19 protein-coding genes and 1 pseudogene are annotated in these 18,926 nt (G+C 55.3%); 9 read left to right on the forward strand and 11 right to left on the reverse strand.

Annotated features, from left to right (window positions below; genetic code table 11):
- Nucleotides 1-76 precede the first annotated feature (76 nt).
- Together KVT28_RS08415 and KVT28_RS08420 are read right to left on the reverse strand one after the other, a co-directional pair.
- A complete protein-coding gene (locus KVT28_RS08415) occupies nucleotides 77-1,018 on the reverse strand; it encodes a sugar phosphate isomerase/epimerase (RefSeq protein ID WP_101761122.1) in 942 nt (313 codons plus the stop codon).
- Between the two features lie 8 nt (nucleotides 1,019-1,026).
- A complete protein-coding gene (locus KVT28_RS08420) occupies nucleotides 1,027-2,205 on the reverse strand; it encodes a Gfo/Idh/MocA family protein (protein WP_101761123.1) in 1,179 nt (392 codons plus the stop codon).
- 405 nt (nucleotides 2,206-2,610) lie between these two features.
- Here KVT28_RS08420 and KVT28_RS08425 point away from each other — a divergent pair, with 405 nt between their 5' ends.
- From KVT28_RS08425 to KVT28_RS08445, 5 genes are all read left to right on the forward strand, one after another.
- Nucleotides 2,611-3,624: a LacI family DNA-binding transcriptional regulator gene (locus KVT28_RS08425; protein ID WP_217547673.1), complete on the forward strand. Its 1,014-nt coding sequence runs from the start codon at nucleotides 2,611-2,613 to the stop codon at nucleotides 3,622-3,624.
- A gap of 17 nt (nucleotides 3,625-3,641) precedes the next feature.
- Nucleotides 3,642-4,466 (forward strand): sugar phosphate isomerase/epimerase, encoded by an 825-nt coding sequence (locus KVT28_RS08430; protein WP_101761125.1) that lies wholly within the window; start codon nucleotides 3,642-3,644, stop codon nucleotides 4,464-4,466.
- A 208-nt stretch (nucleotides 4,467-4,674) separates the two neighbouring features.
- The gene (locus tag KVT28_RS08435; protein WP_137387185.1) at nucleotides 4,675-5,403 is read left to right on the forward strand and encodes a gluconate 2-dehydrogenase subunit 3 family protein; all 729 of its coding nucleotides are present in this window, start codon (nucleotides 4,675-4,677) and stop codon (nucleotides 5,401-5,403) included.
- 18 nt (nucleotides 5,404-5,421) lie between these two features.
- The gene (locus KVT28_RS08440) at nucleotides 5,422-7,191 is read left to right on the forward strand and encodes a GMC family oxidoreductase (RefSeq protein ID WP_217547676.1); all 1,770 of its coding nucleotides are present in this window, start codon (nucleotides 5,422-5,424) and stop codon (nucleotides 7,189-7,191) included.
- A 2-nt stretch (nucleotides 7,192-7,193) separates the two neighbouring features.
- Nucleotides 7,194-8,507: a cytochrome c gene (locus tag KVT28_RS08445; protein ID WP_217547679.1), complete on the forward strand. Its 1,314-nt coding sequence runs from the start codon at nucleotides 7,194-7,196 to the stop codon at nucleotides 8,505-8,507.
- Nucleotides 8,508-8,617: 110 nt separating this feature from the next.
- Here the strand turns inward: KVT28_RS08445 and KVT28_RS08450 are convergent, their stop codons facing one another.
- Nucleotides 8,618-9,082, reverse strand: coding sequence for a heme-degrading domain-containing protein (locus KVT28_RS08450; RefSeq protein WP_217547681.1), 465 nt, complete (start codon nucleotides 9,080-9,082; stop codon nucleotides 8,618-8,620).
- 82 nt (nucleotides 9,083-9,164) lie between these two features.
- Nucleotides 9,165-9,515 carry a cupin domain-containing protein gene (locus tag KVT28_RS08455; protein WP_217547684.1) on the reverse strand — a complete coding sequence of 117 codons (351 nt, stop codon included), beginning with the start codon at nucleotides 9,513-9,515 and terminating at the stop codon, nucleotides 9,165-9,167.
- 145 nt (nucleotides 9,516-9,660) lie between these two features.
- Between KVT28_RS08455 and glsB the strand changes: the two genes are divergently transcribed.
- Entirely contained in the window at nucleotides 9,661-10,584 is a 924-nt protein-coding gene (gene glsB, locus KVT28_RS08460) for a glutaminase B (RefSeq protein ID WP_217547686.1), read from the forward strand.
- Between the two features lie 9 nt (nucleotides 10,585-10,593).
- Here the strand turns inward: glsB and KVT28_RS08465 are convergent.
- Nucleotides 10,594-10,970: pseudogene (locus tag KVT28_RS08465) on the reverse strand (type II toxin-antitoxin system death-on-curing family toxin).
- Nucleotides 10,967-11,188, reverse strand: coding sequence for a type II toxin-antitoxin system Phd/YefM family antitoxin (locus KVT28_RS08470; RefSeq protein WP_110867236.1), 222 nt, complete (start codon nucleotides 11,186-11,188; stop codon nucleotides 10,967-10,969). Before KVT28_RS08470 ends, KVT28_RS08465 begins: the two are co-directional and overlap by 4 nt.
- 247 nt (nucleotides 11,189-11,435) lie before the next feature.
- On the opposite strand from KVT28_RS08470, the gene KVT28_RS08475 reads away from it, so the two are divergent.
- Both KVT28_RS08475 and KVT28_RS08480 read left to right on the forward strand, forming a co-directional pair.
- Complete coding sequence (locus KVT28_RS08475; RefSeq protein ID WP_137387179.1) at nucleotides 11,436-11,852, forward strand: DUF2946 domain-containing protein; 417 nt, start codon at nucleotides 11,436-11,438, stop codon at nucleotides 11,850-11,852.
- Between the two features lie 72 nt (nucleotides 11,853-11,924).
- Nucleotides 11,925-13,661 carry a DUF2534 family protein gene (locus KVT28_RS08480; RefSeq protein ID WP_217547688.1) on the forward strand — a complete coding sequence of 579 codons (1,737 nt, stop codon included), beginning with the start codon at nucleotides 11,925-11,927 and terminating at the stop codon, nucleotides 13,659-13,661.
- A 79-nt stretch (nucleotides 13,662-13,740) separates the two neighbouring features.
- Here KVT28_RS08480 and KVT28_RS08485 read toward each other — a convergent pair whose 3' ends face one another.
- Together KVT28_RS08485 and KVT28_RS08490 are read right to left on the reverse strand one after the other, a co-directional pair.
- Nucleotides 13,741-14,757 carry an NAD(P)-dependent alcohol dehydrogenase gene (locus tag KVT28_RS08485; RefSeq protein WP_217547690.1) on the reverse strand — a complete coding sequence of 339 codons (1,017 nt, stop codon included), beginning with the start codon at nucleotides 14,755-14,757 and terminating at the stop codon, nucleotides 13,741-13,743.
- A 122-nt stretch (nucleotides 14,758-14,879) separates the two neighbouring features.
- A complete protein-coding gene (locus tag KVT28_RS08490) occupies nucleotides 14,880-15,149 on the reverse strand; it encodes a hypothetical protein (RefSeq protein ID WP_217547692.1) in 270 nt (89 codons plus the stop codon).
- A 280-nt stretch (nucleotides 15,150-15,429) separates the two neighbouring features.
- On the opposite strand from KVT28_RS08490, the gene KVT28_RS08495 reads away from it, so the two are divergent.
- Entirely contained in the window at nucleotides 15,430-15,990 is a 561-nt protein-coding gene (locus KVT28_RS08495) for a thioredoxin (RefSeq protein WP_217547695.1), read from the forward strand.
- Nucleotides 15,991-16,221: 231 nt separating this feature from the next.
- On the opposite strand, the gene KVT28_RS08500 is transcribed toward KVT28_RS08495, so the two are convergent.
- From KVT28_RS08500 to KVT28_RS08510, 3 genes are all read right to left on the reverse strand, one after another.
- Nucleotides 16,222-16,695: a heme-binding protein gene (locus KVT28_RS08500; protein WP_217547697.1), complete on the reverse strand. Its 474-nt coding sequence runs from the start codon at nucleotides 16,693-16,695 to the stop codon at nucleotides 16,222-16,224.
- A gap of 86 nt (nucleotides 16,696-16,781) precedes the next feature.
- Nucleotides 16,782-17,393: a response regulator transcription factor gene (locus KVT28_RS08505; RefSeq protein WP_217547699.1), complete on the reverse strand. Its 612-nt coding sequence runs from the start codon at nucleotides 17,391-17,393 to the stop codon at nucleotides 16,782-16,784.
- A 4-nt stretch (nucleotides 17,394-17,397) separates the two neighbouring features.
- The gene (locus KVT28_RS08510) at nucleotides 17,398-18,705 is read right to left on the reverse strand and encodes a sensor histidine kinase (protein WP_254633487.1); all 1,308 of its coding nucleotides are present in this window, start codon (nucleotides 18,703-18,705) and stop codon (nucleotides 17,398-17,400) included.
- Nucleotides 18,706-18,926: the final 221 nt, after the last annotated feature.

The raw sequence follows: 18,926 nt of genomic DNA on the forward strand, positions 1-18,926 counted from the left end.
GTGAACCACGGATTATCAGGCAGGCAAGGCTCGATGTACAGAACACGGCGAGCGGTTGCCCGCCGTGAATTTGACATTACTGGCTAAGGGTTTGCTTGAGTGCCGCAATTGAGGAGGTTACGCCCGCTTCCACCGACATGGTGAGATCTTCCATTTCCAGCGATACCCAGTCGTTGTAGCCCATCATGCGTACCACCGAGAAGAACTCTTTCCACCACTGCAGATCCTGGCCGCAACCAACGGCAACATAGTTCCAGGCGCGATTGGCGACATCTTCTACCGGTTTGGTTTCCAACAGACCATTGATATCCACCAGCCCGCGCTCCAGACGCACATCTTTGCCGTGACAGTGATGAATTGCCGGGCCGAGCGCGCGTGCTGCTGCAATCGGGTCCGCGCCCATCCACAGCAGATGGCTGGGATCGAGGTTGAGTCCCACCATCTCACCCACCGCGTCGCGCAGACGGAACAAGGTTTCCGGATTCCACACCAGCATCGAACTGAAATTCTCCAGCGCGAATTTCTCCACACCGCTCTCTTTAGCGCGTTGCACCAGCCCTAGCCAGTAAGGGATCGCCACTTCATTCCACTGATAATCGAGGCAGTTTTTCAGCGTCGGCGGCCAGCTTACGGTGTAAGTGATCCAGTTTGGAATGGTGTCGTGCGGGCTGGCGGGCGGCAAGCCGCTCATCATGACGATTTTCTTCACCCCCAGTTCTCCGGCCAGCGCCAGCGCGTTTTCCGTATCGCGCTTATGTTTGTTGCCTAATTCGCCTGGATCGAGCGGATTACCCGACACATTCAGCGCCGCAATCGACATGCCGCGGCTCTCCAGCGCCTGCAACAACTGTTGACGCTGCGTGGCGCTGCCAAGCAACGCTTCGGTACGCAGATGCGGCGCTGGTGACCAGCCGCCGGTCGTCATCTCAACGCCGTAAACACCTAGCTCCAGCAACTTATCCAGCATCTGTTCAAACGGCAGATGACCCAGGCTATCGGTACAAAACGAAAGTTTCATGGCAATCCTTATTCGTAGTTAACCCAGCTCGCGCCGTTGTCCGCAGAACGCACGCAGTTTTCAATCCAGCGCACACCTTCAATTCCGGCGTTAATATCGGGATAGATCAGGTTATCAAGCGTGGTTTGGTCGCCCTGTTGGGTGGCGTGGATGGCGATAGCAAATTTCAGATAGATATTGGCCCAGGATTCCGCCAGGCCTTCAGTGTGCAGCGCGCCCAGGCGTTCATCGGCCAGGGCGCTTTCATGCAGGTACGGCATGCCGTGATGCATAATCTGATTCGGCTGGCCTTGCACTTCATATTTCAGCTCGCCTGGGTTGTAGTCGCTCCACTCCAGGCTTGCGCGCGAACCAATCACGCGAATACTTTGGCTGTCCATCGAACCGGCATTAATTGATGAGGCCCACATGCGCCCTACCGCGCCGTTGTCGTAATGCATCAGCACCATGGCGTTATCTTCCAACGGCGCGCGCGACGGAATGAAGCTTTGGCGATCGCACAGCAGCGATTTCACTTTCAGTTCTGGCAACACCAGCTGGGAGATGTAGAAGGTGTGCGTCGAGATATCGCCGAGCACAAAAGACGGACCGGCAATCTTAGGATCGACGCGCCATTTTTGCGCTTCGCTAAATTTGTCGGCGCTGTCATTGGCGCTGAAGCCGTGGGTGTATTGCAGCTCCACCATGCGCACATCACCAATTTCGCCGTTGGCGATCATCGCCCGCATCTGCATCAGCAGCGGATGGCCGGAGAAACCGTAGGTCACGCCAACGATCAGCCCTTTTTTCGCCGCTAATGCTTTAATTTCCAGCGCTTCGGCGGTAGTGAAGAACAGCGGCTTTTCACAAATGACGTGAATACCGGCATTTAATGCCGCTTTGGTGATCTCAAAATGGGTGCCGTTTGGCGTGGCAATGGACACCACTTCAACGCCATCTTCACGCTTCGCCTCTTCGGCCAGCAGCTGCTGATAAGTGGCGTAGCAGCGATCCGCATCGAGCCCTAAGTTGACACCGAAATCGCGGCCACGCTCGGCATCGATATCAAAGGCGCTGGCCACCATCTGATACGCCGTGTTATCACGCAGCGCACCGCAACGGTGTTTATAACCCACCTGGCTGAGACGGCCGCCACCGATCATGGCCCAGCGCAGTGGGCGTGGAATACTCTTTTCACCGATGAGCATAACAACTCCTGTTTATTTTGCACTCGGGTGCAAAATGGTTTGAGGTAAGAGGTCAGAGATTAAATTTTAGCTGTTTTACTATTTGCTACCGGGTGCAAATTAAGCGACACACGTTAGATAAAAATGAGATTTGCTTTGTAGTGGTGAGCAAAATGTCAGCTAAGACGACTTTTTAGTCAATCTGGCAAAGTGCAAATCAGCGAAATCGATCACAAAAAGTTAATGAAATGCACCCGATTGCAAAAAACGTTGCAATCGGGTGCAAAGATCAAACATAATCGCAACATCCTAAAAATAGGGTTATTTGTCGCGCTTTACGCCAATTGCGTGCGCTTAGGTGTTTATTTTCCGTTGGGTTTCACGTTCAATGCTGGGGGTCTCCGCTTTTTCCCCTATGCAGGTGCTATGAGTAAACCAACCGCAAAATCTCACAAAGCCACCGCCAGCGATGTGGCAAGACTGGCTGGCGTCTCGAAATGGACGGTATCGCGTGCCTTTACGCCCGGCGCGTCAATTTCCGAGAAAGCGCGCGAACGCGTAATCGCGATTGCCACCGAGCTGGGTTATCGCCCTAACCTGCTGGCCCGCAGCCTGTCGCAGAAGAAGACACAGATTATTGGCGTGGTGATCGACGAGCTGAAAAATCCGCACTCGATGCTGATGCTCGACACCGTCACCCGCCAGCTACAGCAGCGCGGCTACATGGCGCTGCTGCTGAATATTGGTAGCGGTGAAAACTACCGCGCGGTGCTGTCGCTGGCCGATCAGCTGCAGGTCGATGGCATGCTGTTTCTCGGCACGGTGCTGAGTGATGAGCTGGTCGCCGTGGCGCGTGAAATGCACCACATTCCGCTGGTGCAGGTGTGCCGTAACAATGACGAGCCGGATATTGAAGTGGTCAATATCGATGGCTTGCAGGCGGGCAAACAGCTGGGCGAACTGCTGCTGGCGCAAGGTTATACGCGCATCGGGTACATGATGGGCCCGGCCACCAGCAGCCATCACACGTTGCGTTTGGAAGGTCTGCAACTTGCGCTGAACCAAGCTGGCCTGGCGCTGGAAGTGCTGCTCACCGCCGGTGAATACGCCCGCGAACGCAGCTACGCGGCGTTGACTGAGTATCTCAACGCGCACGCGCCCGACCAGCGGGTTGAAGCGCTGTTTTGCGAAAACGATGTGCTGGCGCTCGGCGCGCTGGCGGCCTTGCGCGAAGGTGCAGGCAACAAATTCATGGCGGTGGTGGGTTTCGATGACATCGATGAAGTCAGCTTGCCCAACTGGCAGCTCACCACCTTCAGCCAGCGTATTGATTTGATCATCACTGAAGCCCTGAACCGGCTGATTGATGAACGTGCCACTCCGGGTGGCGTTTGGTCTCAGGGAGAATTGCGTATTCGACGCTCTCACCTGAAGCCGTGAGGTAACAAGGAGGAGAGATGAAGTTGTCGTTGCATGGCGTGTCTGTTTGGTACAGCAATGCCGTCACTCAGTTACGCATCGCCCATGAGACTGGCTTTAGCGGGCTGGAGATCCTGCCAGAACATCTGTATCGCTATCTGGATAATGGTGGCAGCTATGCTGCCTACCGCGATCTGATGGCGAAATACAGCGTCGATATTACCTGCATCAATGCGCTGAAACGTATTGGCCGCCATGAGCCGGAAGCGCGAGCTGAGCTGCTGCGCGAAGCGGAAAAAATCTGCCAGGCCGCAGTGGAACTGCGTTGTCCGGTGGTGCAAATCATGGCGCTGACCGAACTCGATCACCTTTCCGCCGCCGAGCGTGATGCCATCCTGCTGGAGAATATCTCCGCCATCGCCGATATCGGCGCACCGCACGGCATTAAATTCCAGATTGAAGTCGTCGCCTTCACCGCGTTCAATTCGCTGCAACACGCGCTGGATCTGATTAAACAGAGCGGCAAAGACAATCTTGGCGTGGTGGTAGATTTCTGGCACCTGCATGCCGGCGGCGGCACCACGCCTGCCGAAGTGGCGCGCATGGATAAAGATCTGATTTACGGCGTGCATTTCTGCGATGGCCGCGCGGCCAAGCCGGGTGAAGCCTGGGATGAGTGGGTACAGCGCGACTACGCACCAGGCCAGGGCGATGTGGATATTGCCGCCTGGGTGGCGGCGGTAAAAGCTACCGGCTACGACGGCGTTTGGTCACCGGAACTATTAAGCCCGCAAAACTGGGAAGACGATTTGTGGGATATTTCCCGTCACTGCTATGAAGATATGAATAAATATATTCATTAACATAAAGGGAGCCCGATAAACGGGTTTCCCGTAAATACGGTCACCATAAATGGCGACCGTATATTTACCCTACCTCTGAAAAAAACAATAACGAACGCAGATTCGTCGCTAGCGCCTGCGCGCTATTTGCGCACGGTCATTGCGTCTGAAATATCTGAACGTCGTGCTCTGTCAATATTCATCTGTTGAAGTTTAAGGGATAAAAAGTATGAACCGAAGAGAAGCGCTCTTTTCGCTCAGTGGAATTGTGGCATCCCTCGCTGTCGCGCCGCAGCTACGGGCGAAAGAGCTGCACAATGTCCCGCTGGAAACCCAACTCAGCACCGATCACCTGCCGCAACCGGCATGGCAAGATGGTTATCAGGTGCTCACCAATCCGCTGGATCGCCAGAATCTGGCAGCCATTTTTGACCGCCTAATCCCCGCCGATGACCTTGGCCCGTCCGCCAGTGAAGCGGGCGCGATTGAATTCCTCGATAACCAGTTAGCCGGTGATTATGGCTCTGGCGCGGCGCTCTATTTGCAGGCGCCGCTGCATCCGGAAAATGAAGCGGCATTGATGGGCAGCCCGCAATTTCTTACCCCGCCAAAAGCGCGCTACTTAACCGGTTTAGCCGCGCTGGAAAAGTGGGCGCAGCAACAGCATCAGGCTTCATTACATACCTTATCAGCTGAACAGATCGATACATTCCTGACAGCAATGGAAGACGGCAAGATCGATTTAGGAAAAGACGTGAATAGCCAGGCGCTGTTTGAATTAATGCTGCAAAACGCGCGCGAAAGCTATTTAGCGGATCCGATTTATGGCGGAAATAAAAATATGGTGGGTTGGAAGATGATCGGTTTTCCCGGCGCACGCTATGACTATCGCCCTTATATCGAACGCCGCAACGAAAATCTGGCGCTTATTCCCGTCAGCCTCATTCCTAACGATTAAATAGCCGGAGCTGAGTCAATGTCATTAGTAAGAAATAAAGCTGACGTGGTCATCGTCGGCTTAGGTTGGGCCGGTTCGGTGATGGCGGAAGAGCTTACCCGCGCGGGACTTAACGTGGTCGCCATTGAACGCGGTGCCTGGCGCGATACTTCGACCGATTTCCCGATCGCCATTGATGCCGATGAACTGCGTTTCCACACGCGCCGCAAAATCCTGCAGCCGATGAGCGTGGAAACCACCACCTTCCGCAACCGCAGCGATCAGCTGGCGGCACCGGTGCGTAACTGGTCAGCGTTTCAGTTTGGCTGGAACGTTGGCGGTGCAGGCACGCACTGGGCCGGCATGTCATGGCGCTTTACGCCGTGGGATTTTGAAGTGGCGAAGCAAACCCGCGAACGTTACGGCGCGAAGAAGATGCAGGGTTTGCAGCTGCAGGATTGGGGCGTGACCTACGACGAAATGGCGCCGTTCTACGATCGCTTCGAGCGTATTGCGGGCACTTCCGGTATCGCGGGCAATCTCAACGGCCAGCCACAAAAAGGCGGCAATATCTTCGAAGGCCCACGTTCGCGCGACTATCCAACCCCGCCGCTGAAAGATACGCACTGGATGAGCAAGTATCGCAAAACCACCGAAAGCATGGGGTATCACCCGTTCACGGTGCCGGCCGGTAATCTGTCGCAAGCTTATGTCAATCCGCTCGGCGTCAGCATGGGTCCGTGCACCTATTGCGGCTTCTGCGACTTCCACGGCTGCGGCAACTTCTCCAAGTCATCGCCGCAAGCGTGCATTCTGCCGGTACTGATGCGACGTCCAAATTTCACGCTGCTGACCGAAACGGAAGTGTTGCACGCCGTAAAGCATGACGACGGTAAAACGGTGAAAGGTGTGAAATTTATCACCCAGGATGGCGTGGAGGGCTTCCAGCCGGCGGATATCGTCTGCATCACCGCTTATCAGATGGATAACGTGCGTCTGATGCTGCTCTCCGGCGTGGGTGAACAATACGATCCGCTGACCGGTCGCGGCACCATTGGCCGTAACTACAACTATCAAACCTGCTCCAGCGTCACCGGCTTCTTCGATAACGAATTTATGAACCCGTTCATCGGCGGCGGCGCATTGGCGGTGCAGATTGATGACTTCAACGGCGATAACTTCGACCACAGCGATCTCGATTTCATCGGCGGCGCGGGCATCATGGGCTTCTCCACCAACGGTCGTCCAATTCAGAACATGAACGGCCTGCGTCCCGGCACCAAACGCTGGGGCAGCGAGTGGAAAGCGGGCTATAAGCGCGATTACCAAACTGCCGGTACCATCTTCTGTCAGGGCACCTCGATGCCGATGCGCGAAGCCTATCTCGATCTCGATCCCAACTACAAAGATCGTCACGGCCAGCCGCTGATCCGCACCACGTTCGACTGGAACCAGAACGATGTGCGCATGGCGAAATTCGTTACCGATCGCGCCATCGACATCATGAAAGAGACCGGCGGCCAGCATATCGTGGTGGATAACCAGGCGGAGAAGAGCTGGAATCCGTACCAGCAGCACAGCTCGCACACCATTGGTGGCGCGGTGATGGGCAGCGATCCCAGCACCTCCGCACTCAATCCCTATCTGCAAAGCTGGGATGCGCACAACCTGTTTGTGGTCGGCGCCTCCGCCTTCCCGAACAACGGCGGTTATAACCCGACCATCACCATTGGTGCGCTGGCGGTGCGTGCTGCGCAGGCAATCCACCAGAAGTACATCCATAATCCGGCACCGCTGGTGGGGGCGTAATCATGGCGAAAGCAAAGAAGATAACTTATACGCTCGCCGCACTGGCGGTGATTGCGGGCATCGCGGCGTCGGGTCGTTTGTGGATGGTGTTAGACAGCGCGCGCTCCAACGTTGCCGACGACAACGTGCAGTTGGCCGATTTCCACAGCAATGACGATGCCGCTATTAAACGCGGTGAGTACGTGATGCGCCTCGCCGACTGTGCCGCCTGTCACAATGCGGACTTCTCCGGCGGCTACACAATCGATACGCCTTTTGGCGCGCTGCAAACCTCGAACATTTCGCCGGATCGTGAAACCGGCATCGGCAACATGACCGAGCGCGATTTCTTTAACGCGGTGCGTCAGGGACGCGGCGAACACGGCTTCCTCTATCCGGCGATGCCGTACACCGCTTATACACAGATGAGCGATGATGATATGCACGATCTTTGGGCCTATTTTTCGGCACAAAAACCGGTGCACAACGCCATCGATGAAAATGCGGGCATGAATTTCCCCTACAACATTCGCCTGGCAATGGCTGGCTGGAACCTGTTGTTCTTCGATAACAGCGCGTTCAAGCAGCAAACCGCGCAGAATGATGAGTGGAATCGCGGCAAGTATATTGTTGATGGTCCGGCGCACTGCAGCGTCTGTCACACCGCGCGCAACGCGCTGGGCGGCGAAATCAGTAGCCAATATCTGCAAGGTGGCAATCTGGGAAGCTGGTACGCGCCGGATATTACGCCGAATCCTCATGCTGGCATTGGCAAATGGAGCGACGCGCAGATCGCTGACTACCTGAAAACCGGTTCGAACGGTGCAAGCGTGGCGGCGGGTCCAATGGCCGAAGCGGTCGAGCACTCGACGCAATATTTTAACGATCGTGATTTGCACGCTATCGCCACTTATCTGCGCAGCTTACCGGCTTCTTCCACGCCGCAAGCCGCCGGATTCGTGATGGATAAAACGCGTCACGATCGGGCCGCACTGCGCTATGAAGTGGATTGCTCGGCTTGTCACGGGTTGTCGGGTGAAGGTATCACCGGCATGGTGCCCGCCTTTGCGGGCAATGGCGCGATGCAGAACGATCCCACCAACATGATCCACGCACTGCTGGACGGTGCCCGCGCGCCGCACACCGCAGGCCGACCAACGTCCGCAGGCATGCCGGCATTTTCCTGGAAGCTTAACGATCAGGAAATGGCCGATGTGCTGAACTACGTAAGGAATTCGTGGGGTAATCAGGCTGCCGAGGTGAAAGCCAGCCAGGTCGCCGATCTGCGCAAAGCCACTGGCGCAGGCGCTAAGCTGAAAGTACCGGTGATGAAATAGCGTTTCTTCACCGAGCTTCTGGTTACCTTTCAGAGTCGTTGCTGGTCGCTAACCAGCAACACTTTCAGGATACAAGGGTTGCCATTTATGGCGACCTTTTTATCGATGCCTCAACGCAGCAGCTGAGTAATCCCCCACAGCGCTAACGCATGATCGTCTGCAGACGGTAAACCGCTGATGGTGACTGCACCAATAATCGCGCCCTGAGCAGTGAGCAGCGGGAAAGAACCACCGTGATCGGTGTAATCTTCCTGGCGGATATTACGCTGCTGCGCCATACGCTCGCCCTTCTGTTCATTCAAAAGCCCCACATACATCGAAGAGTGGCCGGTCAACAGCACGGTATTACGCTTACGACGCATCCATTCCAGATTTTCTGGGGCGGATCCTGGCAACGCCGCCAGAAACACCACCTGACCAAACGCATAGACTTCGATAGCCACAGGCGCATTGTCTTCACGCGCGCGCTGCTGGATGCTTTGGCCGATTTGCCACGCTAAATCGAAATCAAACTGCGGTAAACGATGCTCGGCTTCCTGCTGCTGCAAGGTTTCTAAGGACGGCAGCGATGACATGATAGAATCCTCTCAATTTGAAATAAATTTTCCATATTTTATATCATGGAATGAATTTTTCGCATGTGATGAGGTTCTCACTTCAGATTGTGCTAACCGGAATCGCACCGTAATGCACCGCGAGCCACACCGTTGGGCCCTTGCTGTCGGTCCAGTTGACGCCATGGCGGCAGCCAGCTGGGATCTCGACAAAATCGCCGACCTGCAAGTGACGCTCCTGCGTTTCCCCTTCCAGCTGCAATCCTGCCGATCCTTGTAACACCAGCACCCATTCCCCTTGCGTCTGGCAGTACCAGAAATCGTGCGGACTGGCTTGTCCGGTAGAAACGATGCGTTCAATATGCAGATTGGGCTGCGTCAGCAGCGCTTCAAACGTCTCTGCGTTGCCGTTCTGTGCGGCGGCGGGGAAATCGTGAAACAGGTTAGTTATCATCGCGCGGGCTCGACATTTAATGAAATCAGCCCGCACTGTAACGCAGGCTTCACCCAAGAAACTCACAGAATTTCGCGCCGCCGATTGACGCGCTGCGCGCAAATCACCATCATCCTGGCCAATAGTGGTTACACGGAGTGTAAAGGTGTCGGAACTCAGTAATGCATTGCTAGAAGAGATTGTCAGCGAAGTTCGTCCGCTCACCCAGCAGGGAAAGGTGGCGGATTACATTCCGGCGCTGGCCGACGTGGATGCCGATAAGCTCGGCATCGCCATTTGCACGCCCGACGGACGCTGTTTTCAGGCGGGCGATGCCGCGACGCGCTTCTCCATTCAATCGATCTCCAAAGTGCTGTCGCTCAGCGTGGCGCTTACCTTGTATGAAGAGGGTGAAATCTGGCAACGCGTCGGCAAAGAGCCGTCGGGACAGGCATTTAACTCGCTGGTGCAGCTGGAGCTGGAACAGGGCAAACCGCGTAATCCGTTTATCAATGCCGGTGCGTTGGTGATGTGCGATCTGCTGGAAAGCCGCCTGACAGCACCACGCCAGCGCATGCTGGAAATTGTGCGCCGTCTGGCGCAGCAAAATGACATCCATTACGACCGCGTCGTCGCGCGCTCCGAATACGAACATTCGGCGCGCAACGCTGCCATCGCCTGGCTGATGAAATCCTTCGGCAACTTCCATAACGATGTCAGCAAAGTGATGGAAACCTATTTTCACTACTGCTCGCTGGCGATGAGTTGCGAAGAACTGGCGCACACCTTTCTCTATCTCGCCAATCATGGCCGCACGCAGGATGATGAATCGGCGGTGATCTCACCGCGCCAGGCACGTCAGGTGAACGCGCTGATGATGACCAGCGGCATGTACGATGGTGCCGGGGAATTCGCCTGGCGCGTGGGCATGCCGGCGAAGTCGGGCGTCGGCGGCGGCATTGTCGCGGTGATCCCCGGTGACATGAGTATCGCCGTCTGGTCGCCAGCGCTGGATCATTCGGGCAACTCTTTAGCGGGCACCGCACTGCTGGAGAAACTTACCGAGCGATTGGGAAGATCGATTTTTTAGACAATGTGGTTAGTGTGATCCGAAGAATGCACGCAATTGATTTGCCAGATAAGGCACTCCGGCTTCGCCAGTTGCTGCCATGACCGTCAATTCGACTAATTCAGGCCGGTCATGTACGCGTATTCCATTACGCTTCAAAACAACATGGTTACGTTAAGCGAGGTTCTCTTATTCGCATCGGCAGAAATATACCCGCGTGAGATTGCCACCCAATAGGTTGCTGCAAGCTCAAAAATATCCTGAATCCCTTCGTAATATTCACGATTAATAACGCGGGTAACAATAGCTTCTGCTCTTACGGGGTCGGGCATTCCTGCAACACCGGCATAACGCTTTAAAAGGTAATCGTGAAGTGCGATAACCTCCACAGCAGAAACGTGAATCATCTATCTGTTAACGCTTTATTAGATGCATCAAACTCACCCATTAACTCTGCGAATTCAGCATCCAGTACGGCTTTTCGATACGCCTCGAAACTGGCTTTGCTGATGACAACCGCTGAGTCACCGCTGCGTCGAGTAATTTCAACGGCCTCGCCTGCAATCGCCTGGTCCAAAACCTGAGATAAATTCTCTCTGGCGCTGGTATAAGTAAACTTGTTCATAATACCTCCAACATGTACAGGTGAAAGGTACTTCTCTTGACCTTTGTCATCAATGGTATTTTCCTGACGCGATATTATGTTTCCGCTCTGTTTTTATCAGGTTGCATTAACGTTAACAGCCGCATCTCTTTAAGTGACTATTTTCAAAAGGTGCGAATTTTTTCTTAAATAGCCTCTATTTTTTTAACCCATCAACGTCAATCGCGTTACACTTCCGCCTCATTTACGGAATCATCCACTAGCAACCATGACGTTTACACACCACTTCCGCCAGCGTTTGACTGCCTGCGTCGCCATTGTGGCGGTGCTGCTGCTGTTCGTTGCGCCGATTGTGTCGAAAACGTTGATGGAGCGTCAAAGCCAGCTGCTGGCGATGCCGCAGCACAGCATGATGGATAGCTCAATGAGCCATCATGAAATGATGATGGCGGATATGCCGATGCCCGGCATGAGCCATCACATGATGGACGACGGCGAGTTTGCCTGCGGCTATTGTGATCTGCTGGTGCATGTCCCGCTCCTGATGTGGGTGTTTATTCCGTTTATCTGGCTGATCATGGTGATCTCGCGCGCCCCGCCGCTGCCCCACGTGGTTGCGCCGATTGTGCGTCGCGTTAGCAGCATTCATCGTCCGCGCGCCCCGCCTGCACCGCTTTCCTGCTGACCTCATTTATTGCAGTGCACGCTCAGCTTGAGCGATGTGCTAAGACAATTTCTTTTTGGAAGGAAGACGGCTTTGTCTGCTGCTCACTCTGCAGCACCGCGCGGCGCGGTGCTTAATTTGCTACGTCGCTTACATTTTTATATTGGTCTGTTTGTCGCCCCGTTCATCTTTATTGCGGCGCTCAGCGGCACGCTTTATGTGTTGACGCCCCAGCTGGAAAACCTGATTTATGCCGATGCGCTAACCGCTGAACCTCAAGGCAACGCGCAGCCGCTGTCGGCACAAATCAGCGCGGCCCGTGCCTATGCGGGCGAAAATCAGCACATCTACGCCGTGCGTCCTGCGCCGGGCACAACGGATACCACGCGCGTGCAGTTCAGCGACGCCACGCTCGGCGCATCACTGTCGCGCGCGGTGTTTATCGATCCCTATAGCCTGAAAGTGAAGGGCGATATGCCGGTTTACGGCACCAGCGGTGTGTTGCCGCTGCGCACCACCATCGACTTACTGCACAGCAGCCTGCTGCTTGGCGATTTCGGTCGTAACTACAGCGAACTGGCGGCGTCCTGGCTGTGGGTGGCCGCTCTCGGCGGCGTGGTGCTGTGGCTGGGAACGCGTCCGAAACGTAAGCTGAAGCAACCGCGAAGCGGTTTCGCCTTCAGCCGCCACTGGCACATTACGCTCGGTCTGACGCTGGCGATCGGTTTGGTGTTCTTCTCGGTGACCGGCCTGACGTGGTCGCAGTGGGCGGGCGGTAATATCGATCGCATGCGTACCGAACTGAACTGGCTGACGCCACAGGTGAATACTTCGCTCAACAGCGATGCGCCTGCTGCACCGGCCAATCCGCACGCCGATCACATGCCGGATAGGGATATGCCGGGCATGAGTATGCCGATGTCGTCGATGACCAAACCAACGGCAGCGCCCGCCAAACCGGCGCGCAATAACGCCGCTGATGCCGACTGGGATCGCGTGCTGAATGCGGCGCGTCAGGATGGACTGAGCGCGGCGAAGCTCGAACTGCGTCAGCCGAAAAGCGCAGATAACGCGTGGGCGGTGACGGAGATCGATCGCAGCTGGCCTACGCGAGTTGATGCGGTGTCGGTGAATCCGCAGGATTTTAGCGTGGTGGATCACGTCTACTTTGCCCGTTTCCCGCTGGTGGCGAAGCTGACGCGCTGGGGCGTTGATGCGCATATGGGCGTGCTGTTTGGTTTACCCAATCAGCTGCTGCTGGCGTTCTTTGGCCTCGGTTTATGCAGCATGATCGTGTTCGGTTATCGCATGTGGTGGATTCGTCGGCCAAAAGATGTCGACGCGAATCCGGCACAGACCCTAACCGAAACCTGGATGGCGTTATCGAATTACGCCAAAGTCGCCTGGTTAATGGTGGCGCTGGCGCTGGGTTATGCGCTGCCGGTGATGGGCGCGAGTTTGCTGGCGTTCCTGCTGCTGGACATCCTGCGCTGGCGCAAACAGCAACGCGCACCGCTCGATGAAGCCGCGCTGTTGGCTTCACAGCAATCTCCGCTGGGCATTATTCGCGCGCGATTTGCCGTGAAGCGTAAAGAGATGCGCTACTTCCTGCGCGGTTTGTTTATCCTGGCGCTGATTGTCGGCACGGTGATGAGCAATGCGATTATCGGCGGCGTTATCGATCAATATGGCATTCCGTTCAGCCATTGGTCGCTGACCATGTACATCACGCAGGGCTTTATGATTGCGTTGTACACCACGGTATTTACCGCGCTGACGTCGATTCCGCTGTGGTATTTCTTCCTCGGCGAAAAGGATGATCGGGGATAAGTGCGTGGAGTTTAACGGTGCGCAGGAATGCGCACCGTACGGCCTGAGATCGCCATTCATGGCGACCTGTCATTGAGATTTAAAAATCGGCTTTCAACACTACGCGGTAATTGGCTTTACCCGCGCGTACGTGATCCAGCGCTTCATTGATTTTAGACATCGGGAACTCTTCCACCTGCGGTGCGATATCCGCACGCGACGCCAGTTTCATCAGTGAACGCAGCTGGCCTGGCGAACCGGTAGAGGAACCGGTCACCGCGCGATCACCCATAATCAGGCTGAACGCTGGCACTTCGAACGGCTTCATCACTGCGCCGACGGTGTGGAATTTACCGTGCGGGGCCAGCGCCTGGAAGTACGGCGCCCAGTCGAGATCCACCGCTACCGTGCTGATGATCAAATCAAACTGACCGGCCAGCGCATTCAGCGCCTGCGGGTCGCGGCTGTTCACCACGCGGTCCGCACCCATCGCTTTAATTGACTCGGTTTTGCTGGCGTTGGAGCTGAATGCCGTCACTTCCGCACCCATTGCACGCAGCAATTTAATCGCCATGTGGCCCAGGCCGCCGATGCCGATCACGCCGACGCGGCTGGTGGCGGTGACATGATGCATCAACAGCGGTTTGAACACGGTGATGCCGCCACACAGCAGCGGACCCGCCGAGGTGTAATCCATCGCTTCTGGCAGCGGGATCACCCATTGCCAGTCGGCGCGCAGATGGCTGGCAAAACCGCCTTTGTTCATGATGGTTGGCACCGAACCGTTCTCACAGTTAACGTGCTCGCCATTGATACAGGCATTACAGTGCTGGCAGCTTTTCGCCGTCCAGCCGATGCCCACGCGCTGGCCCACTTTCAAGCCTTTATTCTGCACCGCATCGCCTAACGCGCTGATGCGACCAATCACTTCGTGGCCGGCAATCACCGGGAACGAGGAGATGCCCCACTCGTTATCAATCATCGACAAATCTGAGTGACAAACACCGCAGTAATCGACCTCAACCTGCACCTCTTCAGCAGCCAGTTCACCGACTTCATACTCATGAGGCACCAGCGCTTCACCCGCGTTCAAGGCGGCATAACTTTTGATTTTCATTACTGTCCTCTGTATCCACGTTTTTGACAGGGCAAGTCTAGCAGAGCGTGTTTCCCGCTCTTGACCATTAATCCGTCACTTAGCCGCTTTAACGCGATTAAACCGCTGAAAAGCATCAAGGGTTAAAGCGGATCGTGATTAAGCGGCGTGCGGTACGCTACGCGCGCCTCTTCAATCAGTTGGCTGGCGGTCACCGTGGGCGGCAAGCGCGTCAGCACTTTGCTCGCTTGCCAGTAACACAACACCATAAGTTCATCGGATTCGCTTTCCGCCAACTCCAGCAGCCGCTCGCGCAAAGTGGGAACGTCCAGCGTTTGGTGTTCATCCATTAACTCGGCAATGGTTTCATTAAGAACCTGATGAATGATTTTCCAGGAGAGATTGGCAAACACATTGAACCTCGATGCTCTTAACGTTTGGCTCCAGGCAAATGAATCAAAAATGCTACAAATAAGAAGATTGAAACAGGATTAACTATAGCCGCTTATTTTCTGTGCAAGGCGGTTGCAGGCTGAGTTTCTTGTAGCTCGCGGATCTATAAAACGATTTTTCTTGCGCCACATTTGCAGCAATCGAATGGCTTTGTAACAAAAAAGCACAAGTCCATGCTGGCTGTTCGCGCCGCGCTTTGCCAAAGTAAGACAACTTTTATCGCTACAACAGGGAATGACCATGAGCCAATCCACCGCATTACACGCCGATCCGCTGGTTTGGGGCCACGGCCCGAAAGTGTTTGAGGTATTTCTGGAACCCACCTGCCCGTTCTCCGTGCGCGCATTCAACAAGCTGGACGCGTTGCTGCAACGGGTGGGCGAAGAGAAGATGACATTAAAAATTCGTTTGCAATCACAGCCGTGGCATATGTATTCCGGCGTGATTGTGCGCTACATCCTTGCCGCCTCAACCTTGCCGGAGGGCAAAGCAGCCGCCAAAAAGGTGCTGCAAGCGGTGGCGGATCATCGTGAAGAGTTCGAGTTTACCGATCACAGCCACGGCCCGAATATGGATGCCACGCCGAATCAGATCCTTGATCGTCTGGAGCAATACAGCGGCGTTAACGCGCGCGAACCGTTTCTGCGTGCCGAGCTGCAGAATGAGATCAAATGGCACAGCAAATACTCGCGGCAAAACGGTATCCACGTTTCACCAACCTTCATCACCAACGGTTTGGTGCAGCTGGATATCGGCAGCGGCGACGAGATTGAATCCTGGGCTGAACGCATCCTCGCTTAACGCCTTAGGCCCGTTGCGGCGGGCCTGTAATATAATTTCGCAATAGATTTTCGCTTGCACTGCTTTCCTCAACGCCGACAATCGCTATCTCTCTAATTATGCTGTCACAGGCACGCGGTCGGACACGGTTGCTTGTCGAACTGCTGCTGTTAACTCGCCGATGCCGCTAGTCTGTTTTGCACTGTCGCGCCGTAACTAACCAGGTCGCCATCAATGACGACCTGGTGCGTATTACTGAATGACTTTCAACGCATCCACCGCGCAGGCTTCATCCAAATGGCCGCCCGGTGCGCCGCCGATGCCGATTGCGCCAATCACCTGGTCGCCGCTTTTCACCGGCACACCGCCCGCCAGCAGCAGGAAGCCTGGAATATCACGCATGTTCTGCGCACCAGCATTATTCTGTGCGGCTTCCATCACTTTACCGCTTGGGTTTTTGGTGCTCAGCGCGGTATAGGCTTTCATCTGGCTGGCTTCAACGGTGTGCGGACCGGCGTTATCCATGCGCTGCACCGCTTTCACCAAACCAGCACGATCCACCACGGTCACCGTGACGTTGTAGTTTTTCGCCGCACACGATTGAATCGCGGCGCTCGCCAGCTTCTGTGCGTCAGCAAGGGACAGGTTGGATTCGGTTAATGCAGCGTGGCTGCCGAAGGATACCAGGGCCGCCGTAGCGGCAATCAGAGAAAGGCGGATGTTCATGTGTCACTCCTGTTTAATAGTGAATGACACTGTAAAGCGCGGCGGGCAAAAGAAATATTCGGGCGATTACCCGTTCGGCCAGGTAGTTATACCTGGTTCAACTGCTGCCAGGCGTGAATCAACTGCGCGAGATTATTGAGTTCCAGCTTGGCAAACACCGCCGCGCGATGCGCTTCCACGGTGCGCGGTGATAGCGATAAATCACGCGCGATTTCTTTGCTGGTTTGCCCGGCAATCATCAACTGCATCACTTCAGTTTCACGCGCCGATAAAAGCGCAAACCGCGCCTGCAAACCCTGCTGCGACTGCCAGCGATCGGCACGCTGCTCACTTTCGCTGAATGCCAGATGAATGGTCTCCAACAGCGGTTCTATCTCCAGCGGCTTGGTGTAAAACTCAAATGCGCCCTGACGAAATGCGCGACGACAGGCATCAATGGTGCCGTGACCGGTCATGATGATCACCGGCAGCAGCGGATGGCGATCGCCCTGCTCCGCCAGCCAGCTCAGGCCACTGATGCCCGGCATGCGCACATCCAACAGCAAACAGCCGCGCAGCGGTTGTTGCGCCTGCGTAGCCGCTTCAAATGTGGCCAAATCGGCAAAATCGGCCACGTCGTAATCCAGCGTTTTAAGCAGAAAACCGAGCGATTCACGCACGGATAAATCATCATCCACTAACCAAACCTTTGCGACCATTCCGTTACTCCGCCAGTTGGAAAATTAAGGTAATCTCCGCGCCGCCTGCAGCGCGATTTGCCAGCCGCAGCTGGCCGTTCATGCGTAACATCAAGCTCTCGACCAGCGTCATGCCTAATCCCATGCTGTTAGCGCGCGAGCTGTAAAACGGCATGCAAGCCTGCGCTAATCCTTCCGCAGAGAAGCCGGGACCGTTATCGCTAATGATGATTTTGATGCCGTCAGGAATAGGTTCAGATGCCATGTTCACCCATGCATCGGGACGTCCTTGCTGCATGTGAATGGCGTTCTGCAACAGGTTATGGAACACCTGTTCCAGCCATTGAGGATCGCTCAATACTTTTGCCTGACCGTGCTGCCACTGCTGACTCAGCGTGACATCGCCGTCATCCAGTTCCTGTTGCAGCAGCACCGTTACGCGCCGCCAGATGGCTTCCGGATTCACGGCGGTCATCGCCACCGGACGTTCGCTCACGATGTCGCGAAAGCGCTGCAGCAACGCAGCGAGGCGCTCGGTTTGCAGGTTCATCGCGTTGAGCGCCTGCGGCAGATTCTCGTACTTGCCCTGTTTCAGCAGCAGCTCACTGCTGTGCAGCCAGGTGTTGATGGCTGTCAGCGGCTGATTAATTTCATGAATGATGCCGGCGGTAAACTCGCCCAATGCTTCACGTCGCGTACGCTGGAAATAGTCCGCGCGCAGGCGCATCTCCACGAGCTGACGCCAGTGACGCAGCAGCCACCAGCCCAAACCGCCAATTACCAGCCACACCAGCAGCGCCAGCATAAATGGCAGCGCATGCAGCGCACGCCAGTCGGGATTGGCGCTGCCTTTCAGCAAGAATGGCTGATAGTGATTGATGAACGGCCGCTGCCATTGCCAGCGCGCGGTGTCCAAATAGTTCACCGTTTGCATGGCGGGCGGTGCGTGAATATGAAAAGCCAGCGCCAGCGCCACATCCGAGGTTTGCAGGGCAAAATGCAAATCGATCAGCATGCGAATCTGGCGGTAAGGATTGTAGAGCCAATAGCGACCACCGCTCACTTCTTCAAAACGCGGCGCGGTTAACGGACGATTTACGGTGTGTTCCAACAGGACAAGCTGGGGGAATTTGCTCTGCAAAGAGGCGAGTTCCTCATCGCCATTCAGCAGCGGCAACAACGTTTCATTCTGCGTTTGATAGGCGGCGAGACGGTTAAACTGCTGATTAAATTGCGCCTCGCCGACACGCTGCTGCTGCAAAATTTGATCGGTAAATAACGCTATCAAGGTGATCAGCGTTAACAGCAGCCAGACCAGCCAATACCTTTTCATCCATGGTCGGTAAGTGTGCGGCATAGAGTTCCGTGGTTCTGCAGTAAAGAAGTACTCCAGCAAAGGAGGCCTGACTAAAGTCAAACGTTTTAACCCGCACCGTAGAGGGATTCAACGACTTTTCCCGGTCGTCGCGTGTTTTCAGAAGTGTGCCTGGCGCGTGATTGCTGCTATCCGGACCACCCGTTGCTAGAGCAATGGCTTCAATTAGGAAGAAATTT

It is taken from the genome of Pantoea sp. GbtcB22, assembly GCF_019091025.1.
Taxonomy (GTDB): domain Bacteria; phylum Pseudomonadota; class Gammaproteobacteria; order Enterobacterales; family Enterobacteriaceae; genus Pantoea; species Pantoea leporis.

Excerpts from the sequence above, each read along its gene's own strand:
- KVT28_RS08415 (WP_101761122.1), bottom strand. The coding sequence starts at position 1,018 with ATGAAACTTTCGTTTTGTACCGATAGCCTGGGTCATCTGCCGTTTGAA.
- KVT28_RS08420 (WP_101761123.1), bottom strand. The coding sequence starts at position 2,205 with ATGCTCATCGGTGAAAAGAGTATTCCACGCCCACTGCGCTGGGCCATG.
- KVT28_RS08425 (WP_217547673.1), top strand. The coding sequence starts at position 2,611 with ATGAGTAAACCAACCGCAAAATCTCACAAAGCCACCGCCAGCGATGTG.
- KVT28_RS08430 (WP_101761125.1), top strand. The coding sequence starts at position 3,642 with ATGAAGTTGTCGTTGCATGGCGTGTCTGTTTGGTACAGCAATGCCGTC.
- KVT28_RS08435 (WP_137387185.1), top strand. The coding sequence starts at position 4,675 with ATGAACCGAAGAGAAGCGCTCTTTTCGCTCAGTGGAATTGTGGCATCC.
- KVT28_RS08440 (WP_217547676.1), top strand. The coding sequence starts at position 5,422 with ATGTCATTAGTAAGAAATAAAGCTGACGTGGTCATCGTCGGCTTAGGT.
- KVT28_RS08445 (WP_217547679.1), top strand. The coding sequence starts at position 7,194 with ATGGCGAAAGCAAAGAAGATAACTTATACGCTCGCCGCACTGGCGGTG.
- KVT28_RS08450 (WP_217547681.1), bottom strand. The coding sequence starts at position 9,082 with ATGTCATCGCTGCCGTCCTTAGAAACCTTGCAGCAGCAGGAAGCCGAG.
- KVT28_RS08455 (WP_217547684.1), bottom strand. The coding sequence starts at position 9,515 with ATGATAACTAACCTGTTTCACGATTTCCCCGCCGCCGCACAGAACGGC.
- KVT28_RS08470 (WP_110867236.1), bottom strand. The coding sequence starts at position 11,188 with ATGAACAAGTTTACTTATACCAGCGCCAGAGAGAATTTATCTCAGGTT.
- KVT28_RS08475 (WP_137387179.1), top strand. The coding sequence starts at position 11,436 with ATGACGTTTACACACCACTTCCGCCAGCGTTTGACTGCCTGCGTCGCC.
- KVT28_RS08485 (WP_217547690.1), bottom strand. The coding sequence starts at position 14,757 with ATGAAAATCAAAAGTTATGCCGCCTTGAACGCGGGTGAAGCGCTGGTG.
- KVT28_RS08495 (WP_217547695.1), top strand. The coding sequence starts at position 15,430 with ATGAGCCAATCCACCGCATTACACGCCGATCCGCTGGTTTGGGGCCAC.
- KVT28_RS08500 (WP_217547697.1), bottom strand. The coding sequence starts at position 16,695 with ATGAACATCCGCCTTTCTCTGATTGCCGCTACGGCGGCCCTGGTATCC.
- KVT28_RS08505 (WP_217547699.1), bottom strand. The coding sequence starts at position 17,393 with ATGGTCGCAAAGGTTTGGTTAGTGGATGATGATTTATCCGTGCGTGAA.
- KVT28_RS08510 (WP_254633487.1), bottom strand. The coding sequence starts at position 18,705 with ATGAAAAGGTATTGGCTGGTCTGGCTGCTGTTAACGCTGATCACCTTG.